At 56.9% G+C, this 15,304-nt stretch carries 12 protein-coding genes and 1 riboswitch; of the genes, 9 read left to right on the plus strand and 3 right to left on the minus strand.

The window, feature by feature from the left end:
* Positions 1–97: 97 nt before the first annotated feature.
* From ligA to NBH13_RS00330, 5 genes are all read left to right on the plus strand, one after another.
* Positions 98–2,773, plus strand: a complete 2,676-nt coding sequence (ligA, locus tag NBH13_RS00310) for an NAD-dependent DNA ligase LigA (protein ID WP_250778493.1) — start codon at positions 98–100, stop codon at positions 2,771–2,773.
* A gap of 93 nt (positions 2,774–2,866) precedes the next feature.
* Entirely contained in the window at positions 2,867–3,988 is a 1,122-nt protein-coding gene (locus tag NBH13_RS00315) for an Mrp/NBP35 family ATP-binding protein (RefSeq protein WP_039198599.1), read from the plus strand.
* A gap of 150 nt (positions 3,989–4,138) precedes the next feature.
* Positions 4,139–4,241, plus strand: a riboswitch (TPP riboswitch).
* Between the two features lie 25 nt (positions 4,242–4,266).
* A complete protein-coding gene (locus NBH13_RS00320; RefSeq protein ID WP_099595108.1) occupies positions 4,267–4,878 on the plus strand; it encodes an ECF transporter S component in 612 nt (203 codons plus the stop codon).
* A gap of 95 nt (positions 4,879–4,973) precedes the next feature.
* On the plus strand, positions 4,974–6,479 hold the full coding sequence (locus NBH13_RS00325; RefSeq protein ID WP_099571212.1) for an ABC transporter ATP-binding protein: 1,506 nt from the start codon (positions 4,974–4,976) through the stop codon (positions 6,477–6,479).
* A 1-nt stretch (position 6,480) separates the two neighbouring features.
* The gene (locus tag NBH13_RS00330) at positions 6,481–7,323 is read left to right on the plus strand and encodes an energy-coupling factor transporter transmembrane component T family protein (protein WP_099571211.1); all 843 of its coding nucleotides are present in this window, start codon (positions 6,481–6,483) and stop codon (positions 7,321–7,323) included.
* Positions 7,324–7,451: 128 nt separating this feature from the next.
* Here the strand turns inward: NBH13_RS00330 and NBH13_RS00335 are convergent, their stop codons facing one another.
* On the minus strand, positions 7,452–8,819 hold the full coding sequence (locus NBH13_RS00335) for a dipeptidase (protein WP_099571210.1): 1,368 nt from the start codon (positions 8,817–8,819) through the stop codon (positions 7,452–7,454).
* Positions 8,820–8,969: 150 nt separating this feature from the next.
* Between NBH13_RS00335 and NBH13_RS00340 the strand changes: the two genes are divergently transcribed.
* From NBH13_RS00340 to glnA, 4 genes are all read left to right on the plus strand, one after another.
* Complete coding sequence (locus NBH13_RS00340) at positions 8,970–9,572, plus strand: DUF3043 domain-containing protein (RefSeq protein WP_144164916.1); 603 nt, start codon at positions 8,970–8,972, stop codon at positions 9,570–9,572.
* A 111-nt stretch (positions 9,573–9,683) separates the two neighbouring features.
* Positions 9,684–11,165 (plus strand): FAD-dependent oxidoreductase, encoded by a 1,482-nt coding sequence (locus NBH13_RS00345; RefSeq protein WP_250778495.1) that lies wholly within the window; start codon positions 9,684–9,686, stop codon positions 11,163–11,165.
* A gap of 103 nt (positions 11,166–11,268) precedes the next feature.
* Positions 11,269–12,051, plus strand: coding sequence for a DUF4191 domain-containing protein (locus tag NBH13_RS00350; protein ID WP_099571207.1), 783 nt, complete (start codon positions 11,269–11,271; stop codon positions 12,049–12,051).
* 334 nt (positions 12,052–12,385) lie between these two features.
* Entirely contained in the window at positions 12,386–13,822 is a 1,437-nt protein-coding gene (gene glnA, locus NBH13_RS00355) for a type I glutamate--ammonia ligase (protein ID WP_055063452.1), read from the plus strand.
* 150 nt (positions 13,823–13,972) lie between these two features.
* Here the strand turns inward: glnA and NBH13_RS00360 are convergent, their stop codons facing one another.
* Together NBH13_RS00360 and NBH13_RS00365 are read right to left on the minus strand one after the other, a co-directional pair.
* Positions 13,973–14,518: a DNA methyltransferase gene (locus NBH13_RS00360; protein WP_250778496.1), complete on the minus strand. Its 546-nt coding sequence runs from the start codon at positions 14,516–14,518 to the stop codon at positions 13,973–13,975.
* A gap of 123 nt (positions 14,519–14,641) precedes the next feature.
* Positions 14,642–15,235 (minus strand): uracil-DNA glycosylase family protein, encoded by a 594-nt coding sequence (locus NBH13_RS00365; RefSeq protein WP_144164414.1) that lies wholly within the window; start codon positions 15,233–15,235, stop codon positions 14,642–14,644.
* Positions 15,236–15,304: the final 69 nt, after the last annotated feature.

A 15,304-nucleotide genomic window follows, 5' to 3' on the forward strand; every position in this document is an offset into this window, starting at 1 on the left:
GACGGCACGTTAGTCGAACATTTGTGCGATACTGTTCGAAGCGTCGCCGACCGACAGCACTGAAAGCACATCGAAAAATGTTGACAAGGTAGTGACAATGACAAGGCATGACGATTCCGAACAGCTCGCATGGGATTTTGACGCTCCCGAAACGGATGGCGGCGCCATGGGCACGTCGACGCCCGTGTCGGCAGACGAGGGAGCCGCCTCATATGCACCGGGAAGCGAACAGTGGATCGCCGCATTGCAGCCGACAGATGCGGATGCCATGCGACTGGACAGGATCGACGTTTCATCGATGAGCGCCGAGGCCGCGGCACGATTGTGGGCGCGAGTGGCAGCATGGGTGGAATCCGATCAGATCGCATACTATATCGATGATGCGCCGGTCTCGTCTGATGCGGCCTACGATGCGAGAATGCGCTGCTTACAGGCTTTGGAAGCGCAGTTTCCATCCCTTGACTCCACGCAATCGCCGACGCATCGTGTTGGGGGCACCTTCTCCAACGATTTCGCATCAGTGCGTCATCCGTCACGCATGATGAGTCTTGACGATGTCTTTTCGCTTGAGGAATTGCGCGAATGGTATGACAGTGTCATCCGAGGTCTTGATTGGTCGGATACGAAGCCCCTGCCAATGACCTGCGAAGTGAAGATTGACGGACTTGCGCTCAATCTCATTTACCGTAATGGCGTGCTTGAACAGGGCCTGACCAGAGGCGACGGTGTGACTGGCGAAGATATCACACTCAATGTGCGCACCATCTCCACCATTCCACAGAATCTTGCCGGGCCAGAGGAGGATATTCCTGAATTCGTGGAGATTCGCGGCGAGGTTTTCATGCGATGGGATGATTTCAACACGCTCAACAGGGAAAGCGAGGATGCGGGACGCGCGCCTTTCGCCAATCCGCGCAACGCGGCCGCAGGAAGCCTGCGTCAGAAGGACCCGCGCATCACCTCCACCAGAAGGCTTAGTTTCTACGCGCACGGTATCGGCACGCTCCAATGGGGCGTCAAACGAGGCGACGGCCACGATATCGTCAACAACCAATCCGAGGCGTACGAGCTATACAAGAAGTGGGGTATACCGGTCTCTCCGCACAATCGTGAAGTCACCACATTCAGCCAAATCCTCGACATGATCGACTATTACGGTGAGCATCGCGGTGACATCGAGCATGCGCTCGACGGCATCGTCGTGAAAGTGGACGATCTGGGGTTGCAGCGGTCGCTGGGTGCGACCTCGCGTGCGCCACGTTGGGCCATCGCCTACAAGTATCCGCCGGAGGAAGTCAATACGGAGTTGCTCGACATCACCGTGCAAGTGGGGCGTACCGGCCGCGTGACGCCGGTGGCCATTCTGAAGCCCGTATATGTTGCGGGTTCAACGGTGTCGAGAACCACTTTGCATAATCCGTTCGAGGTGGAACGTAAAGGCGTGCTTATCGGCGACACCGTTGTGGTGCGCAAGGCAGGCGATGTGATTCCCGAACTTGTAGGTCCAGTGTTGGAGCGTAGGGAAGGGTGCGAAGACCAGCTGCGCCGTTTCGTGATGCCTTCGCATTGCCCGAGCTGTGGGGCACAACTCGCTCCAGCCAAAGAGGGGGACAAGGACATCCGCTGTCCTAACGTGGAATCCTGCCCGGCACAGTTAACCGAACGCATCATCAACCTGGCATCCAGAAAGGCGTTCGATATCGAACATCTGGGTGACCAATCGGCCATCGCGTTGACGAATCCGGAAGAGGATCGCCCCGATTCGGTGGCGACCTACGCGCCGAACATCACCGAAATCGTGGTGGCACCGGGGCAGGAGCCCGAACCGTACGAGCCGGTGGAAGGGCTGGAACTGCCGGCCCGGCAAACGCCGGTGTTGTCCAGTGAGGCCGGCCTGTTCTCGCTGACAGCCTCCGACCTGCAGGATGTTCGCGTATGGCGAGAAGCGCCAATCATCGAAATCCACGAAACCGTCGGCAAGAATGGTAAGCCGAAAAAAACGCGCAAACGTATCGGCGGATCAGGCCTATGGCATCAGGTCCCGGCGTTTTGGACGACTCCGACAGCGGCGAGAAAGCGTAAGGACGAAGTCGATGAATCCGCGGAATATCCCGGATATGACGTGCCTGAGGATGCCATGGTGATCCGAGAGGAAACCAAAGTATCGCGTTCCGGAGCATCCAGCGTGCAGCCGGTATATATACGCCCTGCGGAAAACACAAGGAAAATGCTTGACGAAATGGACAAGGCACGCCACGCCGACTTATGGCGTGTGCTTGTAGCCCTGTCGATCCGGCGCCTCGGACCGCCCACGGCACGTGTTATCGCCAATACGTTCGGATCGCTTGACGCCATCGAACGCGCCAGTGTGGACGAACTGTCTCAGATAGACGGCATCGGTCCGGAGATTGCGGAATCGGTGGTCACGTGGTTCACATCGGCCAAGGAACCAGGCGATTGGCGCGGCACGGTGTTGGAAGCATGGAAGGCTGCTGGAGTTGGCGTGGAGCAAGCTGAAATCAGTGAACTACCACAGACACTTGAAGGCAAGACAGTGGTCGTCACCGGTTCGTTGATTGATTTCTCGCGTGACTCCGCCAAAGAAGCGATTATCTCTCGCGGTGGAAGAGCCTCAGGATCCGTCAGCAAGAAAACCGATTGGGTGGTCGTTGGCGAAAACGCCGGCGCCAAGGCCGCCAAGGCAGAGGAATTAGGCGTTCCCATGTTAAACGAGGACCAGTTCAAAATACTGCTGGAAAACGGAACGGTGTGACGTCGGAACGTCAAGCTGGCAACGTAATCGCAAGAAGGCTCTGGCATGCCGCGCCTCCAGACGCTAGTCTGGTACGCGGCTAAAGGAGGAACCATGACCGACGAGCGTACCATTGAAGCGCGCATCTATGAGCGACTCAGCAAAGTGATCGATCCCGAGCTGGGGCGGTCCGTGACCGATCTGGGCATGATCGCAGCCATCGATGCGATACCGGTGGAAGGCAAAACGAACACTTACGAAGTCCGTGTGGAAGTCGAGCTGACGGTGGAAGGCTGCCCATTATCGCAGACCATCACCAACCAAATCAACGGAGCGGTGGCATCCTACCCGGATGCGACGCTGCTGCCGCGTATCGAAGTCGGATCCATGAGCCAAGACAAGCTCACCCAACTCGTTGCAGGTCTCAAAGCCGATCGCAAGCAGAACCCCTTTAATAAGCCGGGCATCAAAACCCGTATTTTCGCCATAGCATCCGGCAAAGGCGGTGTCGGCAAATCGTCCGTCACCGCGAATCTTGCCGCCACTTTCGCGGCGCTCGGTTATGATACGGCCGCCATTGACGCCGACATCTACGGGTTCTCGCTGCCGCGACTGTTCGGCGTGCATGCGCAACCCACCAATCTGAATGGTATGCTCATGCCCGTCACCGCTTGGGGGGTGAAACTGATTTCCATCGGCATGTTCGCGGGCGCCGATCGTGCGATCCTTTGGAGAGGGCCGCGACTGCAGCGTTCGCTCGAACAATTCCTTTCGGATGTGTGGTGGGGCGAGCCCGACGTGCTTCTGCTTGACTTGGCTCCGGGCACCGGCGATATGGCGATTTCCGTGGCCCAGGCCCTGCCGAATGCGGAACTGGTGGTGATCACCACGCCGCAGCCGTCCGCATCCGACATCGCAGTACGCTCCGGCTTGGTGGCGCTGCAGGTGCCGATGAAAGTGCGCGGCGTCGTAGAGAACATGAGCTATTACGAGCATAAGGGTGAACGTCTGCGGATTTTCGGCGAAGGCGGTGGTACGCGCGTATCGGAACAGCTGACCGAAAGCCTCGGCTATGACGTTCCTTTGCTCGCTCAGCTTCCACTGGAACCGGAATTGCGGGAGACTGGTGAGGACGGACGCCCGGCCGTGCTGAATGAGGATGGCTCGTTACGTGCCGACGGTATTGGCGAGACATTCAGGAACCTAGCTGAATCATTGATGTGCAGACCTCTGTAAAACTCTATGGAACCGTGTTTCCGTGCTGCATTCAGTACGGGAGGGAAACCCGTGAAGACAGGCCATTGCAAAAATCCGAGCGTGTTCTATGCCGGAAACGAAGCGAAAATGAAACAGCCCTTGTGGAAATCTTGTGCCTTGTGTAGTATCAAGCGCAGACACGGGGGCCGTATGGCTGAGAGGAAGCAAACGCTTCGACCGTATGAACGTATACCGGGTAATGCCGGCGCACGGACGTCTCTCTTTTCCCGTGCCTTGACATAAAGAAAGGCACATTCATGACCGTAAATGAATCTTCCGCGGTGAAGAAGCACAACAACAAATGGCGAGTCGTTGATATCGTTGTGGCCGCCATCGTCGCGGTTGCAGCTGGTGTGATTTTCTGGGGCTGGGATGTTATCTGCGCGGCTCCGATCACGCTGTTCGAAGCGGTGACGCCTGGCTTCGAAGGCCTACTGAACGGCATCTGGCTATTTGCAGGACCTCTGGCCGCCCTTATTGTGCGAAAGCCTGGTGCTGCGCTGTTCGCCGAAACCCTTGCTGCCGCTATAGAACTCGCCATGGGCAATCCCTGGGGCATCGGCGGTTCCCTGATCATTGGCATCTGCCAAGGTCTTACTGCCGAAATCGGCTTTGCGATTTTCGCGTACAAGCGTTGGGATTTGCTGTCGGCCACCATTTCCGGCACCCTCGCCGGTTTGGGATGCTTCCTCTACAACTGGACCGTAAACCCCGCCTGGGCAGGCTTGCGTATTGCCGTCAACTGCGTCACTTCCGTTATTTCCGGCGCTTTGGTGGCTGGAGTCCTGATGTATCTGCTGCAGCAGGCCATCGCCAAAACAGGCGTGCTTGACCGTTTCGAATCCGGTCGTGCGCAGACTCTGGTCTGACGATTCGTTTGTGAAGTCCCGTATCGCATTCACGGTGGGTGGATACGGGACTTCTTTGATGCGTGTTCGCCTTACGAACGCCAAATGCAAAAGGAATGAAAGAACGATTCATGGGTACTGATGCAGAAAAATCGTTTTCCGCAGCCGGGGTGGTCGCACGCGATTGGGGATGGCGACATGCTTCACGTAAGGATTTTGCGTTAAGGCATGTGGACTTCACCATACAGCCGGGGGAGCGTGTGTTGCTGTTGGGTGCTTCCGGTGCCGGAAAATCGACGTTGATGGCCGGTCTTGCCGGCGTGCTCGGCGGTGATGATGAAGGTGAACTCGAAGGTGAGCTGCTGATCGACGGAACGGATGCCCGCCATTCGCGTGGGCGATCAGGATTGGTATTGCAGGATCCCGATGCACAGACGATTCTGGAACGTGTGGGAGACGATACCGCTTTTGGCTGTGAAAATCTGAATCTGCCAAAAGATGAGATTTGGAGCAGGGTCCGTTCCTCACTCGACATTGTTGGACTTGGCTATATGAAACTTGATCGCTCCACGCGCAGGCTTTCTGGCGGGCAGCGTCAACGTCTGGCTTTGGCTGGCGTGCTCGCCATGCACCCCGGATTGCTGTTGTTTGACGAGCCGACCGCCAACCTTGATCCGGAAGGCGTCAAGGAGGTGCATGATGCGGTACGTGATGTGCTTGACCGAACCCATGAAACCTTGGTGGTGGTGGAGCATCACATTGACGTATGGCTTGATTTGGTGGATCGCGTCATTGTGCTTGGCAAGCCGGAAGCCGATTCGCATGTCAGCGGAGTCATCGCCGATGGCACTCCTGAGGAAGTGTTCGGCAGCATGGCGACGGTGTTGGCAAAAGGCGGTGCCTGGGTTCCGGGGCGCACCATTGAAAGCCATATTCCCGAATCCAAGCAGTCATCGGGAAAGGTTGTTCTGCGAACCGAGGATCTCAGCTTCGGACGTGAATTCGCGCTTGGCGAGCATGTGAACCTCGCGTTCCATGCCGGCGAGATTACTGCCCTGACCGGCAAAAACGGTGTGGGAAAATCCACGCTTGCTTTGACTTTGGCTGGCTTGCTCAAACCGATTTCCGGGCGGGTAAGTATGGATGAAAGCATGGTTCCCGCACATAGGGAGAACAACGTCTTCACGTGGAAAAGCAGGGATCTTCTTGGGCGAATCGGCATGGTGTTCCAAGAGCCGGAACACCAGTTCGTTGCATCCAGTGTGCGCGACGAAGTGGCGGTCGGCCCTAAATCCATGGGAAAAACCGATGACGAGGCCTACGCCATCGCCGATATGATGCTGGAACGGTTGAACCTCAAACGGTTCGCCCCAGCCAATCCATTCACGTTATCCGGCGGTGAGAAGCGTCGTCTTTCCGTGGCGTCCATGCTTGCCGCGGCGCCGAAGGTGTTGGTGATGGATGAGCCGACTTTCGGTCAGGATTTCACCACATGGACGGAAATGGTCAGGTTGATAGCGGGCGTACGCGATGAGGGCTGTTCCGTCATCATGGTCACTCATGACGAACCGTTGATCGAAGCGTTGGGAGCGCGTCGCATTCTCGTAAGCGAGGGGGAGTGAGATGGAACAGTTGGAAACCATCAGCGTGGTGCCGCATAAGGAACGTCATGATGACGCCAGGCCGGCGTCTCCGTCATGGTTTGTCGCGAAGATCAATCCGGTCAGTCGTTTCATCGGCGCGCTGATATTGTGCATTCCCATGTTCGTGACGTTGGACGTGGTTTCCGCATCGGTGGCGTTCGTGTTGGAGATGTTGCTGCTCTGGATTGGAGGCGTCGCTCCATGGACGGTGCTTCGTAAAACCTGGCCGGTATGGATCGCAGCTTCGGGAAGTTTCATTTCCGTGGCATTGTATGGCAAAACCTCCGGTGCCGTGCTGGTCAATCTTGGCAATGTCATTGTGATTTCGCAGGGATCGTTGTATTTGGCGTTGGCTACGTTCCTACGTGTGGCAGCCATTGCCGTTCCCGGCGTGATTCTCGCGCTTGGCCTTGACCCGACCGATCTGGCCGATGGCTTGGTGCAGATTTTGCATTTGCCGTCGCGATTCGTATATGGCGGTTTGGCTGGTATGCGCATGTTCACGTTGCTGCAGAATGATTGGTATGCGCTTGGACAATCCCGCCGCTCTCGTGGACTGGGTGACGGTAGTGCCATCAAGCGCGTGTTTTCTCAGGCGTTCAGCCTATTGGTTGTGTCGATTCGACGCGGCACGAAGCTTGCCACCGCCATGGAGGCGCGTGCTTTCGGAGCGGATGCTCCACGTAGCCAGGCCCGGGAATCACGTTTGCATGCCGTCGACTGGCTGTTTTATGCGATTTGTGTGGCGGTGCCGGTGATTGCGTTGTCTTGTGCTTACTTCACGGGTTACTGGCATTGGGCTTTTACCGGTACCGGCAATTGATCGAACTCATGATCTCATAGCGAGAGATTGTTGGATTTGCGGCGATTGCAAAAAGGACGTTTCATTCGTTGTATGGAATGGAACGTCCTTTTTTGTATTTTTTTTTATTATAAAAAGCGTGGCATCCGCTACTTGGCAAGCTTGTCAAGCAACAGCGCTTCGGTGATCACATTGTTTTTCAGACTTGGCAGGCTGATGGACTCGTTCGGGCTATGCGCATTGGCCTTCGGATCCTCCGGTCCGGTAACCAAGACTTGGGCCTTTGGGAAAATACGCTGCAATTCCGGAATGAACGGAATCGAACCGCCTTCGCCCTTGTTGACAGGAGCCACGCCAAAAGCCTCTTCCATGGCTTCCATGGCGTCCTTGGTGGCTTCGGCATTCGGATCCATGGCCCAGCCCATGCCATTGTCGAGCTTGTCTACCCACACTTCGGCGCCGAATGGGGCGTGCTCGACCATGAATGCGGCGAGTGCCTCCTGGGCCTCTTCCGGACGCTGGTTCGGAGCGGTGCGTAGGCTGAGGCGGAACGTTGTTTCAGGGGAGATCACATTGAAGGATCCTTCCACTGGATGCGCATCAAAACCGATGACGGTCACGCTTGGTTTGGTCCACAGGCGTGCGGCCAAAGAACCGGTGCCGGCCAGACGGTAGGAACCGACGATGCCGGCATCCGCACGCACGGTTGTCTCGTCCATGTCTCTCTGCAGTCCGCCGACTGGCTCTTCTGAGGCGACGCCCGGTACCGCCAGATCGCCGTGTTCGTCATACATGGATGCGATCAGCATGGCTGCGAGCGTGTTCGCATCGAGGATCGGTCCGCCGTACTGGCCGGAATGCACCGGATGGTGCAATGCCTTGACATGTACGTCGATGTCGGTGTTGCCGCGAAGTGATGTGGTAAGGGAGGGGATTTCCGCGGACCAGTTGCCTGAGTCGGCGACGATGATCACATCGGAGTCGAATTCGTCTTTGTGCTCTTCGATGAAGGGAATGAAGCTTGGTGAGCCCATTTCCTCTTCGCCTTCGATGAAGACTTTGATGTTGACTTTCAGATCGTCGCCGAGGGCCTGCAATGCGCCTGAATGGATGGCGATGCCGCCGCCATCGTCGGCCGCGCCTCGCCCGTACAGGCGGGTGTCGATTACAGTGCCGACGAACGGGTCGGTGTTCCACGCGGTTGCGTCGGGTACCGGCTGTACGTCGTGATGAGCGTACAGAAGCACGGTCGGTGCGTCGGCGTTGACGAATTTCGATCCGATGACTTCCCATGCGCCTGGCGTGCCATCGGGATTGTGGGACTGCACCACTTGGGCGTTTACGCCGACCTTGCTGAGCTCTTCGGCCACAAATTCGGCGGATCGTTTCATATGATCCGCGGTGATGCCTTTTGCCGAAATGGACTGTAATGCGATTTTCTTGTTAAGCACGTTGACGATGCGGTCAAAATCCGCTTCGACCCGTGATCGAACTTCTTCGACAGGTAAAGCTGCCATATTGCTCCTTACAAAGACGTGCTGCCATACAACAACGCAGCGTGATCATATGCGTGTAACGAATGACCATTGTATCGGTCTCAATCGGCACGTCCAATTGTTGACAGGGCAGGGCTAAAGCGTCGATACGTCACTTTACGCTCTATAGGCATGAGTTTGTTTAACAAGAAGGAAGAGACGACGCAGGAGCCTGTCGAGACCAAGGTTGCGGAAACCACTTCCGGCAAGGGTCGTCCGACGCCGAAGCGCAAGGATGCTCAGGCGCAGAATCTTCGCCCGTTGGTTCCCAAGGATCGTGAGGCGAGCCGTAAGGCCGCCAAGGCGCGTATGCGCGAGCGTGAGAACGCTGAGTACGATGCCATGCAGAAGGGCGACATCAACCACATGCCAAAGGCAGAGCGTCTGCCATGGCGCATTTACATCCGTGACTACGTCGACGCTCGTTTTAACCTCGGTGAGTTCTTCATTCCGGTTGCGTTCGTCATTCTAATCGGTTCGATTTTCGTAACATATCAGTGGCCTGCGCTGGCATTGCCGTTGATGGTGCTCATGTATGTGTACCTGTTCGCGGTGATCATTGACGTGGTGATCATGTGGCGCAAGCTCAAGAAGAAGCTTATCGAGAAGTTCGGCGAGCAGTCCGTGGCCAAGGGCATGCGTTCCGGCTCCTATGCGTGGAGTCGTGCCATCCAGATGCGTCGTTGGCGTCTGCCGAAGCCGCGCTATCCGAAGCGTGGACACTGGCCGGAGTGATCGGCTCCTGCCGGGAATCGCGGCCATCGTTTTTTCAAGCCGTCGGCGAAAACCGGCGGCTTTTCCATTACCATGTAACCAGTTGTAACGCACGAATCAACGAGGACAGACATGACTGAACAGCATTTCGACATCGTCATCATCGGAACGGGACCGGGCGGATATTCCACGGCACTACGCGCTGCTCAACTTGGCAAAACGGTGGCAATGGTCGAGCGTGACAACACCTTGGGAGGCACTTGCCTCAATCGTGGATGCATTCCATCGAAGGCGTTGCTGACGGCCGCGCATAGCGTGGAGAACGTACGTCAGGCGGAGCGTATGGGCATCAATGCCGCATTGCAGAGCATTGACTTCGGCAGGTTGCGTGACTTCCGTACGTCCACGGTGAAGACGATGACGAAAGGATTGGCGGGATTGCTGTCGCACCGTGGCGTCACCGTGTTCCATGGCGAGGCACAGCTGCAAAATGGTCATGAGGTGCATGTTGCGCCGTCCGGGGGAGGGACGCAGGTTTTGCGTTCCATCAAGGCGGGAATAGAGGAACCTGTAGGGTCGGAACTGACGATCGCAGGAGACGATATTGTTCTTGCGACTGGTTCGCGCCCGATGCCGTTGCCTGACGATCCGTTTTCCGGAGCGTTGATTGATTCGACGCAGGCTCTGGAATTGGACACGTTCCCATCCAGCGCGGTGATTGTCGGCGCTGGCGCGGTGGCGTTGGAATTCGCATCATTGTGGAATGCGTCGGGATGCGAGGTGACCTTGCTCATTCGCAAGGATCGCGTGCTGTCGTCTTGGGAGAAGCGGGCTTCGATGACGTTGACGCGTGAGCTCAAACGCCGTGGCGTGAATGTGGTGACGCACACGTCGGTAAATCATGTGGACACCGGCACGAACTTGGGGGCCACCGTGCATTACAGGCAGGGTGATGGCGGTGAGGAGCGCACCGCGTATGGCGAAGTGGTGCTTGCTGCCATTGGCCGCATGCCGAACACCGATGTCGACTGGTTCGCATCCAACGGCATCGCATTGGATGAACGTGGCTATGTTCTGACCGATGTGTACGGGCGTACGAACGTGGAAGGCATATGGGCTTTGGGAGATATCACGCCGGGGCATGCCTTGGCGCACCGTGCGTTCGAGCAGGGCATCGCCATCGCCGAAACCATCGCGGGACTTGATCCTAAACCTGTTGCCGACGAAACCGTGCCGCAAGTCGTGTTTTCCTTCCCCGAGGCGGCAAGCGTCGGGCTTACGCTCGGCGAAGCGAAAGCCCGTGATACCATTGTTGATCCGCAGGAAACCGCATATCCGATGCTGTCCAACTCGCGTATGCTCATGAGTGGAGAGGGCGGATCCATGACCATCGTCAGCGGTGCGATGGCTGACGCTCCCGATATTCCTCTTGTGCTTGGCGTGCACATCGTTAGTCCGATAGCCAGCGATCTGATCGCGGAAGCCGAACAGCTGGTCGGCAATCATGTGCCGCTTGCCGACGCGGCGAGGCTCATCCACCCGCATCCCACGTTCAGTGAAACGTTCGGAGAGGCGCTGCTCAAAGCGGATGGCAGGCCTTTGCACACCCGATAATCACCGTCAATCAAGGGAAACGGCGGCAATCATGCGATATGGCATGGTTCCTGATAAACTACCGTTCCAGTGTGAGTAACCGCATAACCAAGTGAGGAAGTCGATGGCAGACAAAGAAGAGCCAAAGAAGAAGCAGAGCACCATCAAACAGGTCATTCAGATCTTCAAGTACACCCATGCCGAAGACAAGGCTCTTCCGTGGCTGTGCGGAGGCGTGTTCGTGGCGCCGATCATCGTATTCGTGGTGCTTGGCATCGTATTCAAGTGGTCGGTGATCGGATGGGTCACGTCCATGATCCTGGCCGTCATGCTTGGCTTGCTGTTCGCCACCATGATGCTCACCAACCGTGCCGACAAGGTTGGATACGCCAAGCTTGAAGGCCGTCATGGAGCTGCCATCAGCGTGCTCGGCAACGTCAACAAGGCTGGCTTCAACTTTCCGCAGGAACCGGTGTGGGTTGATCCGAAGACCAAGGACGCCATCTGGCGCGGTACCGGCTACAATGGTATTTATCTGTTGGGTGAAGGCGAATACGGCCGTGTCAAGCGTGCCATGGATCGTCAGGAACAGAACATCAAGGGCGTGACCGCCGGATCCGATATTCCTGTTTACCGCATCTACGTCGGCCAGGGCAAGAACCAGACGAGCCTGAAGAACCTGCGTAAGACCGTGCTCGACTGCAAGAGCTACCTGCCGACCCACCACAAGAACAAGCTGGTGGCTGCCATCCATCCGAAGAGCCGTTTCGTGCTCACCAAAACCGAGTTGAGCATTCTCAACGAGCGTCTGCGCACTCTGCAGATGAAGAACGGCATGGGCATTCCGAAGGGTGTCGACCCGATGCATCCGCAGCGTGTCAGCCGTCGTGCCATGCGCGGCCGCTGATGCCTAGGACTGATAATCCGATATAACGTGCAGGAACCTCGATTGGCATGTCAATCGAGGTTCTTTTTTATTTCATCGTTCCACGAGCCTACGTAAGGGTGTTGCCTGGAAAAGAACTGGCGTTACGGACGGTGTGACGACACGAGTGTCCGCAAATTGAACGGTTTTGCGCAGGCGAATATGCGTGTTCGTAACAATTGAATCCCAGTTTTCCGCGAAATCATCCTTCGAATATGTCATTACGAAACATTCTCGTAACCCAATTGGCGAGTGAGCGAAACGCGCGTTCTTAGACTAAGAGCCTGTAAGTTACTTATTCGAAAGGAGCGGTCCCGTGACTGCACTTGAAACCAAGGCTGATGCTGAGGCCCTTATCAACAAGGAAGGCATCGAGTATGTCTCCGTTCGCTTCACTGATCTGATCGGTGTTCAGCAGCACTTCACCGTGCCGGCAAGCGAATTCCTGAAGGATGCCTTCACCGACGGCATGCCGTTCGATGGCTCCTCCGTGGAAGGCTTCCAGGCCATCAACGAGTCCGATATGAAGTTGGTGCCGGACGTTTCCACCGCATTCGTCGATCCGTTCCGCAAGCACAAGACCCTCGACGTGGCCTTCTCCATCGTCGACCCGCTGACTGACGAGCCGTACTCTCGCGATCCGCGTCAGGTCGCAGGCAAGGCCGAGGCCTACCTGAAGTCCACCGGCATCGCCGACACCGCTTCCTTCGCTCCGGAAGCTGAGTTCTTCATCTTCGACAAGGTGCGCTTCGAGAACAGCATGCAGCGCTCCTTCTACGAGGTCGACTCCATTGAAGCTCCGTGGAACTCCGGCATCGACACCGAAGACGACGGCACCCCGAACATCGCATTCAAGAACCGCGTCAAGCGCGGCTACTTCCCGGTTCCGCCGATCGACCACACTCAGGATCTGCGCGACGACATGGTCGCCAACCTGCAGAAGGTCGGCCTGATCCTCGAGCGTTCCCACCACGAGGTCGCCGGCGCTGGCCAGCAGGAGATCAACTACCGCTTCAACTCCCTGCAGCACGCAGGCGATGACCTGATGAAGTACAAGTACGTCGTTCACGAGACCGCCGCTCTGGCAGGCAAGGCCGCAACCTTCATGCCGAAGCCGATCGCAGGCGACAACGGTACTGGCATGCACTGCCACCAGTCCCTGTGGAAGGATGGCAAGCCGCTGTTCTACGATGAGAAGAACTACGGTGGCCTGTCCGACCTCGCCCGCTGGTACATCGGCGGCTTGATCAAGCACTCCTCCTCTGTGCTTGCTTTCACTAACCCGTCTCTGAACTCCTACCACCGTCTGGTTCCGGGCTTCGAAGCGCCGGTCAACCTGGTGTACTCCGCACGTAACCGTTCCGCCGCCATCCGTATTCCGCTGGCCGGCACCTCCCCGGCTGCAAAGCGCATCGAGTTCCGCGCTCCGGATCCGTCCTGCAACCCGTTCCTCGCCTTCTCCGCACAGCTGATGGCAGGCCTGGACGGCATCCTGAACCACATCGAACCGCCGGAGCCGGTCGACAAGGATCTGTACGAGCTGCCGCCGGAAGAGCATGCAGGCATCAAGCAGGTTCCGAGCTCCCTGGCCGAGGCCATGGACGCCCTTGAGGAAGATCACGACTTCCTCACCGCAGGCGACGTCTTCACCGATGACCTGATCGAAACCTGGATCGGCATCAAGCGCGGCGAAATCGACCAGGCTCGTCTGGCTCCGACCCCGCTGGAGTACGAGCTGTATTTCCACATCTGAGGCCTATACCCAGTTTCCCTTGAAATCAAGCTGTTTTGGACTCCAAGGGTAATCAGAAGGTAGCCAGATTGGTTATAAGGAGAGCCTCTCCAAATTGGGGAGGCTCTCCTTATTCCTACAGAATTTCTTCCATCTGGGACGGCAAAGACCTTACGGACCGGTCTTCTGACTCCTCGCCTCCACGAACACATCAGACGCATCCAATAAATAACCGTTGATATGAGCCGGACGTGCTTCCACAGGTTCACCGTTAATGTCGTCGTATTCATACAACGCAGGAGCGTTTGTGCCTCTGTCGAATCCGACAATGACGACATGCACGTTCGCATTGTCCGTAGTCTGAGCGTCCCAGCAGAACGTACGGTGAGCGAACCGGATACGCCACCCTCGTTCGATCACATGCTTGAATAGCGGGGCGACTTGCTGGCTTTGTGTGATGCTATTCGGGGATACGAACGCGAATTGCGCGGAGGGATTCCCGTCAAGGAAATCAATAGCTTTAAAATACCATCCAGCCACATAATCCAGCGAGCCTCCGGCCTTGCCGCACACCAGTTCCATATCATCCTTGATCTGCTGCGTGTGCTGCTGATGGCCGATGAACGGCGGGTTTCCCATCACATACGAGCATTCATCACCGGTCAGCAGAAGACTGACGAGGTCATAGCCATAGTCACTCGCGAACGCTCTCGCCACCTTGGCGTCGCGGCATCTTCGAGGATGCCTTCAAGCGCCTCACGAGTCCCCAACGTCCTTCTCTGCATGAATGAACCTCCTTGTATGGCTGGAAGTTATCGTCACAGATGATTTCGTAACCACTTACCTCTGTTCAAGCGCCGCGTTGACCTGTGCCTTGAGTGCAGGCAAGGTCTCGGCCTCGAACCAAGGATTCCTGCTCATCCATAGCTGGTTGCGCGGCGACGGATGTACCAAAGGGAAGAATCCCCGGCCGATATAGGCATCATAATCGCGCACCACGGTTGTAAGGCTGTCCGAATTCTTGAGATGCAGGTACCTGCGGACGGCATATGCGCCCACAAGCACAGTGAGCCGAACATTGGGCATGAGCGCCAAGAGTGCAGGATGCCACTGCTCGGCGAATCCCTTGCGCGGCGGTAGATCGCCCGACCTGCCATGTCCCGGAAAATAAAAGTCCATGGGGAGAAGCGCCACCCGCTCAGGATCATAAAACGTCTCGCGAGAAACACCCAGCCAATCGCGCAGACGCTCTCCTGACTTGTCGTTCCAGGGGATGCGCGTCTCTTCCGCCACCGCGCCTGGTGCCTGCCCGATAATCACGATGCGAGCGCCAGCCCCGACGGAGTAGAGCGGATCGATGCCGCGCTTGGTATAGTCTGCATTCGCCCCATCAGCCTTTATGGCATTAAAAATCGCAAGGAAATCCTTGTCCATGTCGAAACCATCTCCTTGGCGACATGCGCCGTTCATGCATATTGATTGCTCGTTTCCCACAAATATACC

This window comes from Bifidobacterium intestinale (assembly GCF_023656765.1).
Taxonomy (GTDB): Bacteria; Actinomycetota; Actinomycetes; order Actinomycetales; family Bifidobacteriaceae; genus Bifidobacterium; species Bifidobacterium hominis.

Coding starts and splice junctions, on each gene's coding strand:
- NBH13_RS00340 (WP_144164916.1), top strand. CDS start 8,970: ATGAGTTTGTTTAACAAGAAGGAAGAGACGACGCAGGAGCCTGTCGAG.
- NBH13_RS00365 (WP_144164414.1), bottom strand. CDS start 15,235: ATGGACAAGGATTTCCTTGCGATTTTTAATGCCATAAAGGCTGATGGG.
- NBH13_RS00320 (WP_099595108.1), top strand. CDS start 4,267: ATGACCGTAAATGAATCTTCCGCGGTGAAGAAGCACAACAACAAATGG.
- NBH13_RS00325 (WP_099571212.1), top strand. CDS start 4,974: ATGAAAGAACGATTCATGGGTACTGATGCAGAAAAATCGTTTTCCGCA.
- NBH13_RS00345 (WP_250778495.1), top strand. CDS start 9,684: ATGACTGAACAGCATTTCGACATCGTCATCATCGGAACGGGACCGGGC.
- NBH13_RS00335 (WP_099571210.1), bottom strand. CDS start 8,819: ATGGCAGCTTTACCTGTCGAAGAAGTTCGATCACGGGTCGAAGCGGAT.
- NBH13_RS00315 (WP_039198599.1), top strand. CDS start 2,867: ATGACCGACGAGCGTACCATTGAAGCGCGCATCTATGAGCGACTCAGC.
- ligA (WP_250778493.1), top strand. CDS start 98: ATGACAAGGCATGACGATTCCGAACAGCTCGCATGGGATTTTGACGCT.
- NBH13_RS00350 (WP_099571207.1), top strand. CDS start 11,269: ATGGCAGACAAAGAAGAGCCAAAGAAGAAGCAGAGCACCATCAAACAG.
- NBH13_RS00330 (WP_099571211.1), top strand. CDS start 6,481: ATGGAACAGTTGGAAACCATCAGCGTGGTGCCGCATAAGGAACGTCAT.